The sequence below is a fragment of the Curtobacterium sp. PhB130 genome, assembly GCF_003755165.1.
Classification (GTDB): domain Bacteria; phylum Actinomycetota; class Actinomycetes; order Actinomycetales; family Microbacteriaceae; genus Curtobacterium.
The window spans coordinates 41954-61465 of the sequence record NZ_RKII01000008.1; the positions used below are offsets into that span (position 1 = coordinate 41954).

Below are 19512 nucleotides of genomic sequence, written 5' to 3' on the forward strand. Positions count from 1 at the left end.
GATCCTCGACAGGGAGGTCGAGATGCAGCAGCCGGGTACCGCGCCACCACAGCGTGTGTGGACCGCGGGGTTCGCGTGCCTGTTCGCGTCGTACGCCCTCATCTCGCTCGGGCTGACGATGAGCAACGTGCTCATCGGGAAGTACACCGACTCGCTCGGTGCCACGCCGAGCGTCATCGGCATCGTGAGCAGCGCGTTCGCGGTCACCGCGATCGTGTTCAAGTGTGTGTCCGCCCCGGCGATCGACAGCTTCGACCGCAAGTACGTGCTGATGGGCGCCGCGGGCGCGATCGCCATCGCGATGTTCGGCTACGGACTGTCCGACTCCGTACCGCCGCTCATCGTCTTCCGGCTCGTCCAGGGTGCCGGTCAGGCCTTCACCGCCACGTGCTGCATCGCCTTCGCGGCCGACCTGCTCCCCCGCGAACGGCTCGGCATCGGCATCGGGGTGTTCTCGCTCGCCCCGGCGCTCGCCCAGGTGATCGGCCCGAACATCTCCCTCGGCGTCTCAGCGGCCTTCGGCTACCGGACGCTCTTCCTCGTCGCCGGGGGCGTGCTGCTCGTGGCCGCCGCGCTCGTCACCCGTGTCCGCGCGCCCTCCGTGCCGCGTCGACCGTTCCGGATCACGCCCCGGAACGTCTTCGCGCCCGAGGTCGCCATCCCGGCGCTGTTGTTCTTCCTGCTCGTGGGGTCCTACAGCCTCGTCAACCCGTTCCTCGCGCTCTTCGCCGAACGGCAGGGGGCGGGTGCGCACATCGCGCTGTTCTTCACCGTCGACGCGCTGACCCTCTTCGTCTCACGCCCGCTCGCCGGCCGACTCGCCGACCGATTCGGCTACGGGGTGCTCGCGGTGTTCTTCGGCCTGTTCGCCGCGTCGCTCCTGGTGATCAGCACCGCGCACACACTCCCCGTGTTCCTCCTCGCCGCCGTCCTGCTCGGCTTCGGGTACGGGTCGTGCCAGCCCCTCATCGAGGGCATGGCGATGAAGATGGTGCCGGCTGACCGCCGCGGGGCCGCGAGCTGCACCACGTTCCTCGGCAGCGACGCCGGCGACTTCGCCGGCCCGATCGCCGGCGGTGCGATCGCGCAGTCCGCCGGGTACCCGGCGATGTGGCAGACGATGACCCTCCCCCTCGTCGCGGGCGCGGTGCTCGCCGTCGTGCTGCGTCGCCCGGTGGCGCGACGGCTCGCGCGGGCGGCACGGTCCGAGGCGGACGTGGTCGCGCAGCCGGCGGAGCGGGAGTCGACCGTCTGACCCTCCGTCAGCTGACCACCACCCGCACACGATCGAGGTCCTGGACGAGCTCGTGCGCGGTGCCGGACGCCGTGGTCGGCTGCGCGGTCACCCGCGCCGTGACGAAGTACGTCCCGGGCTCGTCGAAGACGACGTGCCGCGTCGCGGTGACGCGCCGGGCCGGGGTCACCGGCTCCGCGACGTAGCCCTCGTGCTGGCCGTCGTGCCACTCGAGCGCGACGACCTCGCCGCCTGCGGTCGGAACGGTCGCCGATGCGGTGATCGCGACCGCTTCGCCGACCCGCGCGGCGAAGCGACGGGAACCGTCGGACGACAGGTCCACGACCGGCTGGACACCGGCTCGCTCGGACGCCGTCGGCGGGACGACGACCTGCCCGTCGACGACGTCGTACCGCGTGGAGGCGGCAGGAGCGACGCCGTCCTCGACCCAGCGCGCGAGGGCTCGGAGGGCCTGCTGCAGGACACCGAGGTAGCTCACGGTGCGCGTCGGGAACTCCTGGTGCTCGTCGTCGCCGTGCAGGGCGTTGTCGACGTACCAGAGCCGGAACGTGTCGTCGGCGGCGTCGCCGAGGTGCTCGACGACCCGCGAGCGGTACCAGTCCGCCTGCCACGCGAACGCCTCGCGGTCGAGCAGGCACGCGACGACGATCGTCTTGTCGCTGATCCGGCCGGTCTGCACGGTCCCGGACGCACTGGCCGCGAACAGGGGTCCGAGGAGGAAGGGCCGCTGCGGCGAGCCGGGCCGGCCGTCGGCGTCGCGGAACTGGTCCCACACGGCGTACGAGGCGTCGGGGACCTGGTGCCGGTGGTAGGTCTGCGCGGCGAGGAAGTTCGCGTTGTCGACCCGGACCCGGTCGCCGACGGCGATGCGGCCGACCGTCTCGGGGTCGTTGTCGAGGTCGATGACCGCCGCGTCGCCGGTCGTGCCGCTGAGCCGGATCCGCGCGCCGGCCGCTGCACCCGTGAGGACCTGCAGTTCCGCTCCGGCGACGTCGTGGTCGAGGGTGTGACCCAGCGTGAACGCCGCCACGTCCGTCGCGCGGACCTCGTCGTAGACCGGTTCGACCCCACCGACACCGGTGAACGCCGACCGGTCCGGGACGAGGCCCGCGGCCACGGCGTCCGCGGTGGACAGCAGGGCCGCGACCGACGTCTCCACGAGGGTGCGCTCCGCGTGGATCGGGTCGTCGGGGTCGGCGCCGAGGTAGCCGTCGACGTTCCAGAAGTCGTGGTCGAAGTACGCCGGGTCGGCCATCACGATGCCCGGGTAGAGCGCGCTGAACGCGTGCGTCCCCAGGGTCCCCCACGCGAACCAGGCGCGCGGCGGGAAGCCCATCCGTGTCACCTCGGCGAGCGCCGCGGCCTGCGCCTCGGTCAGCACGTCGGCGAGCAGCTCGGCCGGTGCGCGGTCGCTGCCGGCGTCGTACGCGTCGACGATCGCCGGGAAGGCGTCGTGCAGGATCCGCTGCGCGTGCATCCGCACCGTGAAGACGTTCGGGATCGCCATCGGACTCCCGACGACGTAGGGCACGTAGCCGTCCCAGACCCCCGTCGTGTTCTCCGCGGCGCCGATCGTCCGGTACGCGCCGCCGCTGCCGCCGTACGCGTAGCCGAACGGACGGTGCGGTCCGTAGACCTCCTCGGCGACGACGCGCGAGTACCGGGCGGCCGCGGCGTTGGCCTCGTAGGCGCCGATCCGCGGGTCGACCCCGGACATCGGGTCCCCGGCCGCCTCGCCACCGCCGTTGGTCTCGACGAAGTACGCGCCGCTCGCGGCAGCGAAGCCGATCTTGTCGGCCTGTCCGGACGCCTGCTGCGCGAGGTCCTCCGACAGGGGGCGCGGCGTGACGTGCTGGAAGAAGCGCCCCTGGTACTGCTCGGCGGGCGGGAAGTAGAACGAGAAGCGCGTGTCGGTGCCCGTGAAGCCGCCGTGGACGTAGCGGTGCCGGACCGGTTCGTCACGCCACTCGTCCACGTCCGTCCAGGGGCGCGCGGCGGTGTCCGCGAAGGGGATGTCGGTCGGGTCGGACACCTGCGTCGTGTCGGTCATGGTGCTCCTCCTCGCTCCACCGGGTGGGGCGACGTCGTGGGGTGGCGGGTCAGAGCCCGGCCGTCGGGGTGGTCATGGTCGCGATCATCTCGGTCCAGTTCCGGCCGGTGAGCCGGCGGATGCCGTCGAGGAGCATCTCGCCGATGTCGAGGTCGGGGTCGACCGCGTTCATCGTCGCCAGTCCCTCCCAGAGGGCGAAGACCTGGCGCCCGACCGCTGCCGGGTCGAGGGACGGGTGCGCGAGGCCGCTCCGCTGCTGCTGTTCGACGACCGCGGTCCACAGCTCGATGGCGGCCGCGGTCCGGTGCGCGATGTACTCGGCCGCCGGGTGGTCCTCGGACACGGCCTGCCCCTTGATCACCTGGTAGAGGCGTCGTCGGTGCAGCTCGGTCTGGGTCCGGGCGTTCGCCACCTCGCGGAGGCCGTCGAGATCGAGGTCCGTGGCGAGGGCGCTGGCGCCGGTCGTCGGGTCCCGGTGCGCCGCGAGCGAGTCCGAGAACTCGAGGGCGGCGATGACGAGGTGGTCCTTCGTCGGGAAGTGGTACAGCAGGGTCGCCTCGTTGGTGCCGGACCGCTCGGCGACCAGGGCCGTGGTGACCTTCTCGTGGCCGAGTTCGTCGACGATGTCGAGGACGGCACGCGCGATGGTCTCGCGGCGCTGCTGCGACCGGGCGTAGGGGCCGCGCTTGTTCCGGGTGCCTTCGGTGGTGGTCATCGCATCACCGTAGGGCCGTCACCGGTGTCGTCTCCCGATGCCGTGCCCTTCGCCGCCCGCTCGCGCTGCACCATCACCGAGGCGGTGATCGCCGGCAGGTCCCGTTCGAACCGCTGGTACCGCCAGGCGATGACCGCGGCCACGATCGACAGCGCGGCCGGCAGCCAGCTGTTCACGGCGATGATCCCGAGCGTCGCCGACGGCGTCTGCACCGCGCGGGTGCCGTCGTACCCGGCGATCGAGAGCACGATGCCGCCGATCCCCGCGGCGACGCCGACACCGAGGTTCTGCGCGAAGCTGGTGACGCCCCCGCCCACGCTCTCGAGACGTCGGTTCCCCTTCGACTCGTTGTACGTCGCGTTGTCGATCACGAGCACCGGGAGCAGGAAGGCGATCGGCGTGCTGCCCGCGGCGGTGAACAGCGCGGCGACGAGCAGCAGCGGGATGTTCGCCCCGGCGAAGGAGTACATCGCGAACCCGATGGCCCCGAGCACGGACGACACCATGATGATCGCGGAGATGGAGTACCGCTTGATGATCCGGGGGAAGAACAGCATCACGGGCAGGATGAGGATCGCCAGCGCACCGGCGATGCCGAGGAGTCCGACGTTGCCGACGACGTAGCGGTAGTAGTAGGCCAGGGCGCCGAAGTTGCCGAGCACGGCGATGACGAACTGGATCCCCGAGACGCTCCACAGGTACGGGTTGCTCTTCAGGACCGTCATGATGTCGCGGAGCGTCGCCCGCTGCGTCTCCGCCGGGTTCGGCTGGTGGGTCTCCCGCACGGTGCAGAACCGGATGAGGCCGATGAGCGCCAGCGGGACCGCGAACACCAGGATCATGTGCGACCACGCGGTCGTCGACTTGCCCGCCTGCCCCACGAGCACGGGGAAGACGATGCCCACGACGAGACTGATCACGCCGATGACGATGCCGGACGCCGAGGAGGCCTTCGTGTACGCGTCCCGGTTCGCGAAGGCCCGCGCGAGGTAGAGCGGCTGGTTCGCGAGGAAGAGCGGCGAGAACACCGCGGTCACGAGCAGGTAGCTGACGAACACCCACGCGTACTCGGCGACCTCGCCGAGCCCGCCGGGAGTGGAGAAGAGCACGGCGGTGAAGACCCAGATCCCGATGATCGCGAGGTCGTAGGGACGCGCTTTGCCCCACCGGGTCTCCGGGGACGCGTCGACGAGCCAGCCGGCGAAGAGGACCCCGACCGCGTCGACGAGCTTGCTCGCGAGGAGGAGCCCGCCGACCACGGCGGGGGCGAGCCCGAGCGTGTCCGTGCAGTAGATCGTGAAGTACGTCAGGACGATCACGGACCCGGCCTGCGACGCGTGCGAGGACGACCACGCGAGCAGCCGGCCGAAGGAGATCCGGCCCGTCGGGTCAGGGGTCGTGGTCGGCGGGGACTGGGGTTCTGACGTCGCTGTCATGAGACTCCTCCATTGGAGCACCAGGGGTTCGGGTGAGCTGATCGTAGGAGTGCCCGCATCCCGCTGTCAACACCAATGTTGAGTTCACCCTAGGTTTCCGTCGGAAAGAAGCAGTTCCACCCCCACAAGAGGGGACGACGATGGTCCGTTTCCTAGTGCTCTTCGAAATTTGGACACCGGGAACGGGCGAGCGGCAGACCGCCGGGCGGCAGTGGTCGCGGCGTCAGACGTCGCCGCGTCCACGGCGCCGCACCCCTGGAAACGACGAAGGTCCCAGCCGATCGGCTGGGACCTTCGTCGTGGTCGGGTCTTCGTGACCCTGGTGTTCGGTCGGGCTGACAGGATTTGAACCTGCGACCCCTTGACCCCCAGGTGCCAGGAGTAGTCCTCCAAGGCCGCATAGCCTAGGGTTCTGCCTTCCCAGAGAGAGCTTCACACGTCACGCTTTGCATGGTTTTCAGGTCGTTGGTCACCTAATTGGTCCACTCCGCCGCGGGGCCAAAGCGCGTCCCGGCGCTCCCCGGAAACTTGAAGCGGGGCGGTCGATGGCTCTGCCGCCCGCTTCACCATGGCAGTCGGTTGAACTCCTCGTCCTCGTCTTCAGCGAAAAGCTCATCAAACGTGGACGCAGATGACACCGGAAGAGAAACGACCTGTTTGCCAACCTGCTCGTTCAGGTTGTCCACTGCGAACTTGGTCTTGTACAGAGCGTGTCCACTCAAGTTCCGCGCACCTCGGAGCAGCCAATCCCACGAGTGCACTGCGATTCTGGCGGCCTCCTCAGACCGTGCCCGAGACGCCTGCCGCTCGGCTGCAGGGTCGTCGCGGCCGATGATGACAAGGCCCGGAGCGCGTGTAGTAAGCCCGTGATAGCCCTGCTCCATCTGCGCATAGCTCACATTGCGAGTGAGCCACTCCCGCCAGTCCTCAACCTGCTCTATTGCGTGTCGCGTCTGTTGTGCGAGCTTGCCCTTGTTCGTAAGAATCTTGTGCCGCGCGCCCTCGATCTCGATCGTCACCCATTGAGGGCCGACGCTATTGATACCTAGGACGAGGAAGTCGGGCACATACTCGGAGCCAAGTCGCGGCTTCGGGATCACGAAGGTCTTCCAGCCTCCGACGACGGTTGATGCCAGCAGTTCGGGATACTGGGTTAGCACTTTCTGCAGCGGCTCTTCGCGTTTCTCCCCTGATTCGAGCAACTCTTCGAGCGCTCGAATCGCCTCCGGTGCCGGTACGTGACTCTTGAGTTCGTACTTCGCCAGAGGAGCGAAATTATCTAGGTTCGTGGAGGCTGAGACGGTCGCGTTCAGCACAGACTCACCGACGCTCTTTACCGCAGCCGCATACCCCGGAGATCCGACGCGCTCGACCGTTTCGAGATTGTTCGGCCATGCGCTCCGAACTGGCTTTAGCTTCATGAAGATACGGCCACTGTCCTGGATGGTGGAAATGACCCTGCGTTCACCGGCCTTCCAACCAGCACTCGAAACGACATCGCCGACCTGGGGTCGCAGGGCACGCATGCCACGAATCGTCTTCAGGATGTAGCGCGACTCAAACCAGGCCGTCACCTCCTCGTGCGTACCCGTAATGAGGGACTCGGTACGGGTGACGCCTAATTCGTCCTCGATGTCCCCGAGTACTTCGGGGACATCGTCAACCGCTCGGAACCCGATTCTCAGCTCGGCGCTCAGATGGTGACGTATCACCACCGCCGCGACTGGCGCCGGTAACGAACCGGAAAGCGGCACTCCGAGGCTCTTCGCGACGACCAACTGCTCGGCTGAGGGCCCGGTTACTAGCGTATCGAGGCGGTCGGCAACCAATTGCCACCGAGGAACTGTTGTCAAGGACCCGGCCTGTCCGTCGCTGTTCAACATATCGCGCGTCCTCATTCCGCTCTCGTTGTTCCGATGGTCAATCCGAAGTCGTGACGCCGGCCGACCATGCTGCGCGAGGACGTGCTATCCGGTCGTTGGTGGTCGATAACTTAGGTCTCCGGCCCGCAACTACACCTCTTCTTCGGCTTCGACAAACAAGGGAGCATCGAACGCTGGGCGTGCATGATGGTTCGCGAGTAGCGCCAAGAGTCCCCGGGCGGCGTTATCTGCGATTCGCGCGTATCGCTCTAGGCCAAACTCGATCGTGTCTTTGGCCGGGTCAATCTTGGCTGTCAGTCCGAGTTTGTGCTTGGGCTTTGTACTCAGCAACGCGGCTACCAGATGCCTGGTGACTGCTCGACCTTCTGCTTCTTTGCCCTCGACGACCGAGGTACCCTGCTCCAAGGTCTTGTATTCCTTGAGCAGGTCTGCGCACTCGGCTTTCATCCGCTCGAATCTGCGGAGCCACGAGCTGGGGAGAGACTTCGAGGCTGATGCGTCTGTCTTGATGATCGACTTCCCGGAACCACTGGTGATGCAGGCATCCAGCGCCAGTGTCGGCACATGAATCTGTCGAGCGAACTGGATTCGCCACAGTTCGTTTTCGCTAGGAATGAGAATTCCTACGTCTGCCTGGTTGTCTTTGAGGTCTCTATACGTGTCCGTGTCTGGGACTTTGACCGCTCGACGGATCTCGGTCAGAACCAGGGAGTTGAGTTCGTTGCCGCGTTTGCCGTCTGCTCGGACGCTGAGGTCACAGGCCTGCGCGAGAAGAATGTAGTACCTGTCGGCACCTCGTGACTTTCCGTTCGCGAGCAAGTCGTGTACGCGGAATATGTCGCCTATCTCCAGTGGAAGTGCCAGGCCGGAGAGAGTGGTTGCGTCATCGAACCGTTCATCCCACTCGATTTTGGAGATCTCGGACGGCTTCTCGGCCGCTTCGAAGTACAGTTCAATACCCGCCGCGTTGCGTAGTTGTTCTAGGGCGCCTTCGATGAAGGCGCCATCTCTCAGCTCTTTGGCTAGATGCTTGCGAGACACGGCAGCGGGCATTCGCATAGCTAGGTCGGTTTCGAAGACTCCTTCCGACCTGGCTGCTTCGAATGATGCGAGCAAGGCGTACCTGGTCACGTCACGCATGAAGTTGATACCTTGAGCGCCCGCAATCTCGAGACTCCGTATCGCGTGCGCTCTGAACTCTTCAAGTTCTCTCGAGAACAGCAGGACCCTCAGGGCTTCGGGAAACGAGTCCGTCTGGAGGCGCCGTTTCGCCACGACGATGACCGGTCGGGGCGGCGTGACGCCCGCGCTGATCTCGCGTGCGATCTCGTCTTCGCGCCCTTCGTCGGATGCTGTGTGGGTGAGCAAACCTACGTAAACGTGGTCGCGATCGTCTCGCCCTAGGACTCCCCGCACCAGGTCGTCTCCGGCGGTCGCGGACTGTCCCTCATTCTCGAAACTGCGATCGAACAGGAGGAGAGTCGGCCTCACATCGACGAGGAGCTGCTGTCCAGTGGCACGCCATTCCACGAGCCCCATTCTGACTAGTTCAATGTCATCGCCGAGCAGATCAGGTAGCGCAAGCAGGGCAGCGTTGTTGCTGACGACCGCCTCCGGTTGCCTTTCAAGAGGTCCTTCGCCTGCCGCGCGCGACGCAGCAAAACTCAGTTCGACTCGGTTGTCGTCGCCGAGTTCTTCCCAGCGCTCTTCTACTAGCGTGATGGCCTCGTCCAAGTCGAGAGCATCGGCGGACCCGTCCTTCTCGTCTGGGAGAATGAACCGTGCGACCAGGACTGTGTCTAGAGTGCCTGCTCGTAGCGCACCGATGACCGACTCCTTGCTTTGAATCTGACCTTGGGCATGGTCGTCATCCACGTTGATCACCCGGGTGATACCGAGAGCGTCCAACAGCTGTCGAGTCAGTCTCTTCGTTGGCGCAACATCCTCAGGCCCGTCGGACTGTTCGCTCAGTTCTTCGTCTGTCATGTCAGTTCTCAGGCATCTCTTGTCGACGATAGGGCTCGTGCGAAGCTCAATCGAAGGCGGCTTCGCCTTCCCTGTGCGTTTCGATCGGGCGCCAAGATGATTGATGCGTCCATCGAGTCGAGGAGTTGTCGAACGACGAACAGGCCCAGTCCGCGTCCCTGTTGCGCGGGTTTCATGGTGATAAATGGTTCGAATGCAAGCTCCTCGATCGACTCATCGAACCCAATGCCGTTGTCCTCGATAGTGATGTGGGGCTCATCAACAGTCACGGTGATGACGCCCTCGTCGATCGTTTTCGTTGCTAGGCCCTGGAGAAGCCAGTATTCGCTGTTTAGAACCAAGTTATCGAGGACCTGCGTGAGCTTTCCCGAGTTGGCGCGAATGGAGAAGTCGTTGACGACGTTCGTTTCCATCCGCAATCGGTTCGCGCCCCACCGTTCGAGGTAGTACCTGCGAAGGGTCTCGATCTCATCCGACATTGCTATGTCATCGCGGCGCTCGCGCATGTATCGCAGCGATGGCGTGAGACGCGAGACTTGTTTACTCAGCGCTCCGGAGGACGATCTCACGTGCTCAACGAATGTCCACACCCGCTGATCCTTGTGGTTGATGCTGTTGAGATAAGTCGTGATCTGCGCGCTTCGAGCTCGAAGCCCGTCACTGATGTGCTGCACCTCGTGCGCGAGCGTTTCCGCGCTGAGGCCGAGGGCCACTGATTCCCATGCATCGCTAATCTGCTCCTGCGCCAGATCGAGCTGTTGGGCGAGGAGTTCAACGCCTTGCTTCAGCGACTCTTGCTCGTTCAAGAGGCTGTCAAGGTTACGGATGAGGTCTTCGGCCTCAGAAGCAGCGAGACGAACCCGGGAGATCGTTTGATCCAAGGCGTTCGTTAGTGCCGGGTCCTGGAAGACCGTGGACTCGCTCACTTGCTTCTGTCGTTCGAGTTCCTCGGTCGCCTTCTGAATCTGCTGGATCGAAGATCTGGCGTTCGCCGTTTGACGCGCGAGACGGCTGGTTTCGTCGATCTGACTGGTTGCCTTGCGGATGAGGTCCTCGGGCGTCGCTCGCGGCTCGATGTTCGCCGCTTGCCCGAGTCGTTCTGCGCGGTACTCGTTGTAGCTTCTCCGCAGATACTCCTGGACCCGTCCTGTGTAGTCTGCCCAGGCAGTCAAGAGTCTGTAGAAGTTCCGGTACGCAGGAGTGTCCCTGAATGCTTCCCTGTTAGTTGTCTCTTCGAGGGCAGCATTTTCCTTCGCGCTGATGCTGACGTAGCCCGTGACATTGCCGGGGCGGAGGCTGTAGTAGGAGGCGCCGGATGTCCACTTGGCGCCGAGGCCCAGCCAGTCGTCATCGACCCGAACGCCGAATCCATCGCGGTAGACCTTGATTCCAACGAGTGCCTTGACGAACTCGCGGTAGTCGGATGCCTTGTCAAAGACGCTGGTGGTGTCCCTGGTCAGTGGGATTCCGCTCACCTCGCCGTGGAATGCGCCGGGATTCACCGGAGCGTCACCGACCATCTCCACCTTGCTCAGTTCCTCTAGCTTCTGGCTGAAGGTACTCGTGAGGAAGTGCTTGTCGTCGCCTAGCTGGACGCCGAGAGCCTTTCCGTTCTTTGCTTTCTCGTTCAGCAGCCACTCGGTGAAGGCGTAGCCGTTGTCGAAACCGATCAACTCGTCAAAGGTGGCGATGTCGGCCCGACCTTGCGGTGGACGGAGAACCTCCGCGGTGAATCGGCCTTCTATGGACAATTCTCTGCCGTCAAAATTGAAGCTGTAGGAGATCGGTGCGGCAGCCAGGATGCTCTGTGCAGTCTCGCGGAGGTTGATCGATTTATTGTCGATTGCGAGAGTCATCCGGAATCCGGCGACTCCCTCATATGGCGAGATCATCGCTGCCAACTCGCGTTGGAGGTCGTTGGTTTCGTTCTGTTTCCAGAATTCTGGGTCGCGCAGGCCGCGGATCTCCAGCGTCGTCCCCGGCTTCAACGATCCGGGCGGCAGCCGGTGTACCTCAATCGGAACGGCGTTGAGGCTATCGGCAGCGGCGAATCTGCTCCAGATCATCGACACCTTCAACGGCGGGGATTCTTCTGCTAGGTCCCGCGTGCGAGTGGTGAGTGTGAGCACGTCCCCAAGCCGTTGGGCGCCGAGGCGACCTAGCCCTTTGTCTCCGAGCGGGGTCCGCTTCTTGGCCGTAGTCTCGCCGCGCGCCTTCATTTCCTGCTTGTGGCTAAGCGACACGGTCAGCCACCCGCGACGAATTGCCTCAAGATCCATGCCGATGCCGTCATCCTCAATCGTGATCGAGCCACGAAGTGTCGCACGGGGCGTCTCGTCCGATTGCTCGCGGGAGTCTTCCGAGATGACTTCACCGGTTACCGCGTCGGTAAGGACGTCCGTATCGATGACGACCCGGACTCTGGTTCCGTCAGCATCGTATGAGTTCTTGACCAACTCGCTGAGAGCTTGCATGTCGTCGGTGATCAGGTCGGCACCCAGTTTGAAGACGACGGAAGGGTGAACCTCCAGCCGCAGCGTGTCGACAATCGTTTCGTCTACGGAGTCAGCCATGGTCACTCTTTCGCCATGCTCGTGTGACCAGAATCCACTCGCGCGCCATGGTCGCACCTTCGCTGTTCTTCGCGGCCATGCGTTTGCGCGATCCCGGCAGAGTGCGCTCGATGATGGTGACTATCTCGTGATTCTCAGCTTCCAGAAGCTCCCGTGTGATGTCCACGAGTGGGAAGGTTCGTTTCCCTACACGTCGCTCTCCAAGAGTGAAGAAGCAAAAGGCTCCGTCCTTGAGTCTTGCGCTGACGGCGCTGAGCGCATCACGGTAGTCACGAGTAAACGACAAGACTTTGCGTCGCAGGGGCGGGGCGCTGTCGATCTCCAGGATGAATCGCTCGAAGGATTTCGAGACGCCTGCCAGCTCGTCCCGGGCATCATCAGCGTGTTTGAGTGAACCACCCAAACTAAGTGAGTCGATCCGAGAGGTTGAGTTCAGAAGAGCTGGGTCAAAACCGCCGGGAATATCGCGTGTATCTATCCAACGAAGCGGAAGATAACTGTGCTGTCCGTACGGGACTGTTGTCTTGTTGTCTCCGTATGGAGGCGAGGTCATGAGCACGTCCGCCTTCCGGGGTGCTACCCAGCGGTCGGTAACTGAACCGGGCAGCAGCGTCGCCGTCGGAAGATGATCGTCACCAACGGCCGACATTTTCGTCCAATGCAGTTTCAGACGCACGGCGTTGCGCCCTGCGACCGCGCGGAACACCTTGATCGCGTCGGTCTCACGTCGGTCGATCTCATCTTGGGTGTAGGTGTGAAGCTTGAAGGTTGAGATGCGCGAGTTTGAGACTAAGCGGATGGTTTCGGCGAAGCAGATCCACATGAAGCGCCGGGTGACTAGATTGCTGCGGTGCTTGATTGCTTCCCGAAGGCTGGCGAGCCCTGCTTTGATTTCTGGTTTGAACCACTTATCGACGCCTGGAAAATCGGGAGCCTGAGCGTCGCTATACGTCGTTAATGCCTCGCTGATCGTCCGTCGTATTGCGAGCTGGGCGGCACCTAAAGTCGGCGGCGTGGCCTTGACCTGGCAGAGCAAGATAGCAAGTGGGTTGATGTCGCTTCCGTGGAAGTCGAGCCCTCGATACAAGCTCTCCAGCATGACTGTCCCTGACCCCGAAAAGGGGTCGTACACGAGCGAAGTATCTGGTTCGATCGCGAGCAGGTCGTCTAGCAGTGCGCCTTGAAGCTCTGGGACCATCATCGCCGGATACTGGAAGAGCGCGTGGTTGCCTGACCGACTCCGTAGCGCATTGAATGACCAGAACTCCGGGTCGTCCTGGATCCGTTGCGCAAGCAGGTCTCGCAGCAGGTCGGACGGGCTGGCCGTCTGCACCACGCGGGGCTGGATTGGGAGGCTCAAGCGGAAGTCCTCACGCGTGCGAACCTGGTGATGTCGACCGTATCCAGTGTCATCGAGGCAATCGACCCCCCGTCGGGCTGACGGCGCCCAAGCATCGAATCCGTCCGGTGCAGCCGCAGAGCCTGCACGAATCGGTGTTCAATGCTGGAGCCTGTGTAGAGACCTCGCTGGGGCCCAACATATTGCCGCCACCGGGACGGGTGGCGAGCCTTTTCATCCATCATCAAGACGTGTTGGTGACCGTGTTCGATCGCTCGCGCCACCGTCCATGTGATCTGCTCACGTTTCCAGGTGTTCGCAATCCCGCGTAGGCGTGAGTCACCCCATCCGAATAAGAGGTGGTCCGACTTTCGAATTGCATCTTCGATCCCAGGCCGTGCTGCCTGCCAGGCATCAGGAGTGGTCGCCAGCTCGGCTAGATCACGAGAGTTGCGAGTTTGTAGTCCGACAAGGTTCACGATCGACACTCGGCAGAAGCCCAAAGCTTCTGCGGCCACACGGAGATTCCCGTGGCTGACAGAGTGGGGCCCTGAGAACGATGGGTTGAGCAGAACGGCGCACAGAGCGGAACCATCAGCGTTTCCGACCGAGCGAGCCATCGGGGCGGTCTCAATCTGCACAGTCACTGCTCCTCACGCGCCTTAGTGTCCTTGTCTCCTCTGACATAGGCGAGGACGTCACTCTTCAGGAATCGCCAAGCGCGCCCTACCTTTTCCCCAGGGAGCGCTCCGTTGCGCGCAAGGGACAGAAGAGTCTTGCTACTGACGCGGAGCAAAGCTGCGGCTTCCTCCGCTGTCAGGATTTCGTGCTCTTCTGCCATCTTCCCGTAATCTCCTCTGGCGGGTCGTAAGTTCACGCTACCAGGGCGAGGGCTCGGTCTGGCGAAGCACGCTGAGATGAGGTCAAATTGAGCCGCGAGACGCAGTCTCCGTAGTCGCGGTCGGTCCAGCGTCAGGTAACGACACCGACCCATTCGACGCGTCGAGCTGCTCGACCTCAGGCAGCCGGCTGTGGTTTTCGCGTCGCTTCACGATCCGAACTCTGAGGAGTTCGAAGACCGACATCGGCCCGATCCAGGCCATCTTGAGCGCGTTCCAGATGAACAGAAGCACCAAGAGGTGCAGCCACCCGGGACCGCCGTCCTCGGCGAGCTGCGCGCAGATGCTCGCGGCGTACAGGTACGGGATCGCCAGCACCATCACTGGGACTCCCCATCGCAGGCCGCGCCTGGTGCGGATTGCGTCGAGCAGGATGTTGGTGGGCATGTAGCGGCGCAGGAAGTACCGGGTGCGGACGCTAAGGGCCCAGATGAGTCGGAACATGGACAGTCCTCTTCAAGGGTTCGGCGACAAGAACCTGAAAGGACCGCCCGTTGCCGGGCAAGGTCATACTGTCGCGAGGAGCGACAGCGCCAATATAGAGACCGCCTCGACATCTACGATACGACTTCGCCGCAACACCGGGAAGGGCCGGCGATCAGAACGAACGGCCCAGCGGCTCGCGTCCACGTTGCCGCCCCGGCGCCTCTTCCCGGCCGGCTGTGACACTACGTGCCCCGTCGAGCGCCACCTTCGCACGGGCGGCATCGATCTTCTGCGCGGTCGCCACCGGGGTGGGGCCGAGAGGAGTTTCGTCGGTGACGCCATATCGGTCGCGGTAGGCGGCCACGATGCGGGCATTCCTGAGCCAGGCGTGTCGCTTTGCCTCCGGGCGAGGTGGCGAGCCGAGAGCTTTCGTCCACATGGCTCCTTGGTTGAGGGCGCTGTCGAGCACGGCATCGACTCGCTTTTCGGTCAGGTCACGTCGTTCGTCGAGTGCTTGGCGCATGTCGTCGGCCATGGGACCGCTCGCAGCGGGAACAAGTCCTGCGATCAGCCGCGGCGCCTCGCGTACGCGGCCGGAGCGTGCCGGCCGTGCGGTCGCCCGCGCCACCCGGTGGTGGAGGACCGAGGCGATGTCGTCGGCGTCACCGAATCCCCGCGCGGCCACGAGACGCGGGAGCAAGCGGTCGAGGTCGTGATGGTTTGCCTCGGCCCGGCGTAGCTCGGCAGTCAGAGCCCCGAACGCATCGGAGTCGATGGCAGCGCTTGCCTGTTCTTCGGTGAGGAGTCGTGGATGAGAGTGGCCCAGCGGTCGCGTTGAGCGGCCGCCGCGATGGTCTCGTACTCCGCGGCGAGCTGGGCGACCGAGCCCCACTGTTCCTGTTCGTTGGTGATGGTCTCGTTCGCGGACAGCTCGGCGCCGACGTGTTGCAGGACGCCGTAAAGCACGGAACGTGCCGTGGCGTCCGGGTTATCGCCCGGGTGCGGGGCGGCGTGGCCCTCGTCGACTCGGTCGAGGACCACATAGGCGTGGTTGGAACGCTTGCCGCGGGTCATCGAGACGTAGAAGTTCTCCCTCGTCGTGGTCGGCTCCACCAGGACGTGCGCGGTGTCGGTGGTGATGCCCTGTGCGCGATGGGCCGTGACTGCGTAGCCGAGGTCAACGTGCTCGGCAACGTAAGCAGCCGGGAGCACGATCGCCGCGCCGAAGCGGCGTCCAGTTCGGCGGATGGTGACCGAGCCGTCGTCGCGGACGTCCTTGATGGCCCAGGTGTCGCCGTTGCGGACCCAGTCTTTGCCGTTGCGCAGCCTGCGGTCGTTGCGGCGGGTGATGATCGTGTCCCCCGCGCCCGCCATCGTTCCGTCAGCGAGTTCGACTTCTGGGCCTGGCATCAAGGTGCCGTCGAGAATGAGGTCTGCGCGGGCGCGGGTGTTGAGCGCGGTCGCCTGGTCGCGGGTCTCCGCGACCAGCACCGATGCCAGTCCTGAATCTCTGTCAGCTCGCCAGGCCGAGTAGGCGGCATCGGTCATCAGGTCGGCCTCACCGCTTCGGATGCGGTCATGATCGAGGTAGGTGCCAATCACTGCCGTGCGTCCGTGACGTAACGCGAGTGATGCGGTCTTCTCCCACCCGTTCGTGAAGCGGTGGACGTCAACCAGCTCCGGCGCATCGTCCCGGCCGGCCACCAAGAGATTGAACGCGCCGCCTGCGTCTACGGACTGGAGCTGGGCGAAATCGCCGACCAGCAACACCTTCGCTCCTGCCCGCTCAGCCAGGTGCGTGATCCGATCTAAGGATAAGGTGCCGGCCAGCGACGCCTCGTCGATGATGACGAGCTGACCTGCATCAAACGAGGTCTCGTGCACGAGGTGGTTCTGCCACCATTTCGCCGTGTTCTCGGCCTGAATGCCGAGATCGTCTGCCAGCACTTGCGCGGCCACAGCGGAAGGCGCGAGTCCGACGACGGACCCTGTCCCGTGCTCGACTTCCCACGCACGACGCAGGGCATTCATGGCCGTCGTCTTGCCCGCGCCGGCGGGGCCGACCAGTACGTCGAGCACCCGGCCAGAGACGGCAATCTTCATGAGCGCGTCGGCCTGGTCCTCACTTAGCATCCGGCCCTCGGCGTCGGGGCGAGAGGTGATCTTCTCGACCGAGCCCACCGAGACAGCGGGTGCCGTCAGCGTGCGAGAGCGGTCGACCAGTCGGTTTTCGGCGGCCAGCAACAGCTCGGAGGAGAACACGGTCGAGTGCTTGGGCCGGAACACGCTGGTTCCGTTGACACGACGGAATGCCGCCGGACTGGTGGCAAGGTCCGGTGGGGTCAGCCGCAGCGACGCCTGTTCGGCAGCGTCAGCAATCATCCCGACGATCGCCTCTCGATCCTGCATGGACGCGAAGCGCCAACGCATCGTCTGACGCGAGGCCTCGGCCATCAGATTCCATCGCCGCCAGGTCGACCGCTTCTCGCCGACAACCTCGACTACAGCGGTACCGAGCCCTTCGATCGCCTCCAGCGGCACATCGTCGGCGCGCAGCAGGAGCGAGCCGTTGTTGTTCGTGAGGTTGCGTGCCCACGTAGTGGCGTCCCGACCGAGAACATTGGTGGCGCGCGATCGCCATTCGACAGTGAGGTCAGCCAGCGACCGGACCTCTTTGCCGGGCCGTGTGGAGAGGGTTGCTTGGGCGCGCAGCTTCAGGATTGTCGCCGGGGGTGGCCTGCGACCGTGTTTGCTCACGTAGTCGGCGATGAGGCGGTCGGTCTCGGTATCGATGTGCCGGGCGCGAGTCGAGAACTCGGCCACCAACTCTTCCGGCACACCGCTGATCGCCCACGCGGGATTGCGGTCACGACCCCTGTCACGCGCTTCCCACTCGACACCGAATGTGCGGGTCATGTGGTCGGCGAACACTGCCTCGTGCAACTCGGATAGCGCGACGACGGCTGCGTGCATCGGACGCCCATCGAGGCTCCGCCACTTCCCGTCGAGAGCGGTCTGGACCTTATTGGAGATGACGACGTGAGTGTGCAGATGGGGATCACCAGCGCGGGAGTCGAAGTCATCGAAGGCCGTCGCAACCAGTCCCGTGACATCGACCTGCGCAACGGCTCCGTCTCCGGCGGTTGCGCCGGTGCGAGTAGCTGCAACCTCGCGTTCCATGAACGCAACTACCTCCGCAACTGCCGCGTGGTGCGTCTCCCCTATCAACGCCTGCGTCCCTGCATCCGCGACCGCCCACAACGCGGATGCAGACTTCGGAACTGAGAAGGTGAAGTCGAATCCCGCCACGGCCCGCCGCGTCCCGCGCTCGGTCTCCTCCGCCTCTATCTCCGCGACCGCATCTCCCAACGCGCCAGGAGACATGCCCGGGTCGAGGCCCGAGATCCGCTCCTCGATCCGCTCTGAGGCGGACTTGTAGGCCGGGAACGCTAACCCGAGGGGATCTCCGGAAATCGGGTCGCGGCCCATCCCCATCAGGAGCTGGAGTTGCGCCTCGGACACTCGATCACCTACTGCGAGCTGGCCGCTCCCGAGGGACGCGACGCCCGACCCGAGCCATCGACCCGGTGGGGTTCCGGCTTCGGCGTAGTAGCGAGTCAATGGCGTAGAAAACGATCTGTCGCCGTCTGCGGCGGCGACCGTGCGCAGGAGGTACTTGTAGCCGTCACCGGCGGACATCACTCGCATCGAGACCGTCACACGCAGCAGGTGCGCTTACCCTGCTCAGCGCTGCGGGGTCGTGTTAGGCGGGCAGCCTCTTGCAGGCGAACTCCCCGATCTGGTCCTCGATTAGGAACTCGTCCCCAACTAGGTCGGCATACATGGCGGCGATGCCTTCCGGCTCGCCCGCGGCTCGGAAGCGGATGCGGTCAGAGTCCGTATGGATCAGATAGGCGCTGCACTCGCACGAAGTCATGAATGCGTAGAACCGTCCCTGGTGTGCTTCTTGCAATAGCGCCTCGGGGTAGTAGATCTCGTGCTTGCGGCACAGCGCGGGGACTTTGATTGCACCGTTCTCGAAGGCGCTCTGCGGGAGGTGAGCTGCGTGGGACCAGGGTCGTAGTCGCACCTCGCCACCCGTTGCGCGCAACGTCCCGCCGTCGGCGAGAGCGAGCAGAGACTTCTCTGTGCACGTCTGTCCGGCTGGCCACATCACCGACGTTTCCGATGGCCACAACGGTGGCATCCCCAGCTCCGTCTTCGTGTCCACCTGAAAGCCTGGAGTGGTGAACCGCACGCCGTGCAGGAGGAGCGCTCCGAGGACGATCGTCATCGCGTAGCCCTGGGGCAGCGGCGGCTCGGGAAAGTCTGGGATGCGAACTGTCAGTGGCGTTACTCGTACAGCCGAGAATCCCTGGACTCCCTCGAATCGGCCTACCCAGAACTGGCTGAAATCCAGCGGTTGCACCAGCTCGCGGCGCTCGTAGAGTGCCCTGTACTCCGTCGGGGCGAGCCCATAGCCATTTTCCCGCTGCTCCTTGCTGGAGAGGAGCATCGCGGTCAGCGCGGTCTTCTGTACCCACGTTGCGATCGCCGCTTGATCTTCCAGCGCGATCGTTCCGGGCTCGTCAAGGATCAGCGGGGTCAACGCTCGCTGCGCGACCGTTTCGAGGTTGCTCATCCACCCGTTGTTGCACGAGGCGCAGAAGTTCTTCACCGTCTGCCGGAATGGGGGCTGCTCACCCATGTCGCGCGGCAGAGCATTCAACGGGCCCGCGTGATGACGCATCGGAGCGAGATCCAAGCCAGTCCTACTCACCCACTGACCGAAAACATGCTCGCGGGTCAGGGGGCCCACCGACCCACAGAAGGCACAGGATTCAGACATGCCCCCATTCTCCGGCACGGGTGCCGCCCCTCGACCTGCAAGAGGCGTGCTGGCTCGGCTGGCTCGGGTGAGGGGTGCGCGAAGCGTCGTGTCGGCGCGGT

Annotated in this window: 12 protein-coding genes and 1 pseudogene; 1 reads left to right on the forward strand and 12 read right to left on the reverse strand. The window is 64.5% G+C overall.

What is annotated here, in order from left to right; all coding sequences use genetic code 11:
• Nucleotides 1–22: 22 nt before the first annotated feature.
• Nucleotides 23–1255 carry an MFS transporter gene (locus EDF24_RS10255; RefSeq protein ID WP_123702729.1) on the forward strand — a complete coding sequence of 411 codons (1233 nt, stop codon included), beginning with the start codon at nt 23–25 and terminating at the stop codon, nt 1253–1255.
• 7 nt (nt 1256–1262) lie between these two features.
• Here the strand turns inward: EDF24_RS10255 and EDF24_RS10260 are convergent, their stop codons facing one another.
• The 12 genes and pseudogenes from EDF24_RS10260 to EDF24_RS10310 form a co-directional block, all read right to left on the reverse strand.
• Nucleotides 1263–3305, reverse strand: coding sequence for a hypothetical protein (locus EDF24_RS10260; protein WP_123656421.1), 2043 nt, complete (start codon nt 3303–3305; stop codon nt 1263–1265).
• A 49-nt stretch (nt 3306–3354) separates the two neighbouring features.
• Nucleotides 3355–4020 (reverse strand): TetR/AcrR family transcriptional regulator, encoded by a 666-nt coding sequence (locus EDF24_RS10265; RefSeq protein WP_123702731.1) that lies wholly within the window; start codon nt 4018–4020, stop codon nt 3355–3357.
• Nucleotides 4017–5456 carry an MFS transporter gene (locus tag EDF24_RS10270; RefSeq protein WP_123702733.1) on the reverse strand — a complete coding sequence of 480 codons (1440 nt, stop codon included), beginning with the start codon at nt 5454–5456 and terminating at the stop codon, nt 4017–4019. Before EDF24_RS10270 ends, EDF24_RS10265 begins: the two co-directional genes overlap by 4 nt.
• A gap of 563 nt (nt 5457–6019) precedes the next feature.
• Nucleotides 6020–7339, reverse strand: coding sequence for a Shedu anti-phage system protein SduA domain-containing protein (locus tag EDF24_RS10275; protein ID WP_185021632.1), 1320 nt, complete (start codon nt 7337–7339; stop codon nt 6020–6022).
• Between the two features lie 129 nt (nt 7340–7468).
• The gene (locus EDF24_RS10280) at nt 7469–9325 is read right to left on the reverse strand and encodes a hypothetical protein (RefSeq protein WP_148070872.1); all 1857 of its coding nucleotides are present in this window, start codon (nt 9323–9325) and stop codon (nt 7469–7471) included.
• An 8-nt stretch (nt 9326–9333) separates the two neighbouring features.
• On the reverse strand, nt 9334–11898 hold the full coding sequence (locus EDF24_RS10285) for a sensor histidine kinase (RefSeq protein ID WP_148070873.1): 2565 nt from the start codon (nt 11896–11898) through the stop codon (nt 9334–9336).
• A complete protein-coding gene (locus EDF24_RS18895) occupies nt 11891–13258 on the reverse strand; it encodes a hypothetical protein (RefSeq protein WP_148070874.1) in 1368 nt (455 codons plus the stop codon). Before EDF24_RS18895 ends, EDF24_RS10285 begins: the two co-directional genes overlap by 8 nt.
• Nucleotides 13255–13857 (reverse strand): DUF1643 domain-containing protein, encoded by a 603-nt coding sequence (locus tag EDF24_RS19675; protein WP_395868104.1) that lies wholly within the window; start codon nt 13855–13857, stop codon nt 13255–13257. The genes EDF24_RS18895 and EDF24_RS19675 overlap by 4 nt, the downstream gene beginning before the upstream one ends.
• Nucleotides 13858–13880: 23 nt before the next feature.
• Entirely contained in the window at nt 13881–14231 is a 351-nt protein-coding gene (locus EDF24_RS19630) for a helix-turn-helix domain-containing protein (protein ID WP_311316798.1), read from the reverse strand.
• Complete coding sequence (locus EDF24_RS10300; protein WP_260233411.1) at nt 14161–14580, reverse strand: hypothetical protein; 420 nt, start codon at nt 14578–14580, stop codon at nt 14161–14163. Before EDF24_RS10300 ends, EDF24_RS19630 begins: the two co-directional genes overlap by 71 nt.
• 154 nt (nt 14581–14734) lie before the next feature.
• A pseudogene (gene mobF / locus EDF24_RS10305) lies at nt 14735–18270 on the reverse strand (MobF family relaxase).
• A 55-nt stretch (nt 18271–18325) separates the two neighbouring features.
• Complete coding sequence (locus EDF24_RS10310; protein ID WP_123703433.1) at nt 18326–19204, reverse strand: hypothetical protein; 879 nt, start codon at nt 19202–19204, stop codon at nt 18326–18328.
• Between the last annotated feature and the right edge of the window lie 308 nt (nt 19205–19512).

Bases quoted from the DNA above. Each gene is read 5' to 3' on its own strand.
- EDF24_RS10255 (WP_123702729.1), top strand. From the start codon at position 23: ATGCAGCAGCCGGGTACCGCGCCACCACAGCGTGTGTGGACCGCGGGG.
- EDF24_RS10260 (WP_123656421.1), bottom strand. From the start codon at position 3,305: ATGACCGACACGACGCAGGTGTCCGACCCGACCGACATCCCCTTCGCG.
- EDF24_RS10265 (WP_123702731.1), bottom strand. From the start codon at position 4,020: ATGACCACCACCGAAGGCACCCGGAACAAGCGCGGCCCCTACGCCCGG.
- EDF24_RS10270 (WP_123702733.1), bottom strand. From the start codon at position 5,456: ATGACAGCGACGTCAGAACCCCAGTCCCCGCCGACCACGACCCCTGAC.
- EDF24_RS10275 (WP_185021632.1), bottom strand. From the start codon at position 7,339: ATGTTGAACAGCGACGGACAGGCCGGGTCCTTGACAACAGTTCCTCGG.
- EDF24_RS10280 (WP_148070872.1), bottom strand. From the start codon at position 9,325: ATGACAGACGAAGAACTGAGCGAACAGTCCGACGGGCCTGAGGATGTT.
- EDF24_RS10285 (WP_148070873.1), bottom strand. From the start codon at position 11,898: ATGGCTGACTCCGTAGACGAAACGATTGTCGACACGCTGCGGCTGGAG.
- EDF24_RS19675 (WP_395868104.1), bottom strand. From the start codon at position 13,857: ATGGCTCGCTCGGTCGGAAACGCTGATGGTTCCGCTCTGTGCGCCGTT.
- EDF24_RS19630 (WP_311316798.1), bottom strand. From the start codon at position 14,231: ATGGGTCGGTGTCGTTACCTGACGCTGGACCGACCGCGACTACGGAGA.
- EDF24_RS10300 (WP_260233411.1), bottom strand. From the start codon at position 14,580: ATGTTCCGACTCATCTGGGCCCTTAGCGTCCGCACCCGGTACTTCCTG.
- EDF24_RS10310 (WP_123703433.1), bottom strand. From the start codon at position 19,204: ATGAGCAACCTCGAAACGGTCGCGCAGCGAGCGTTGACCCCGCTGATC.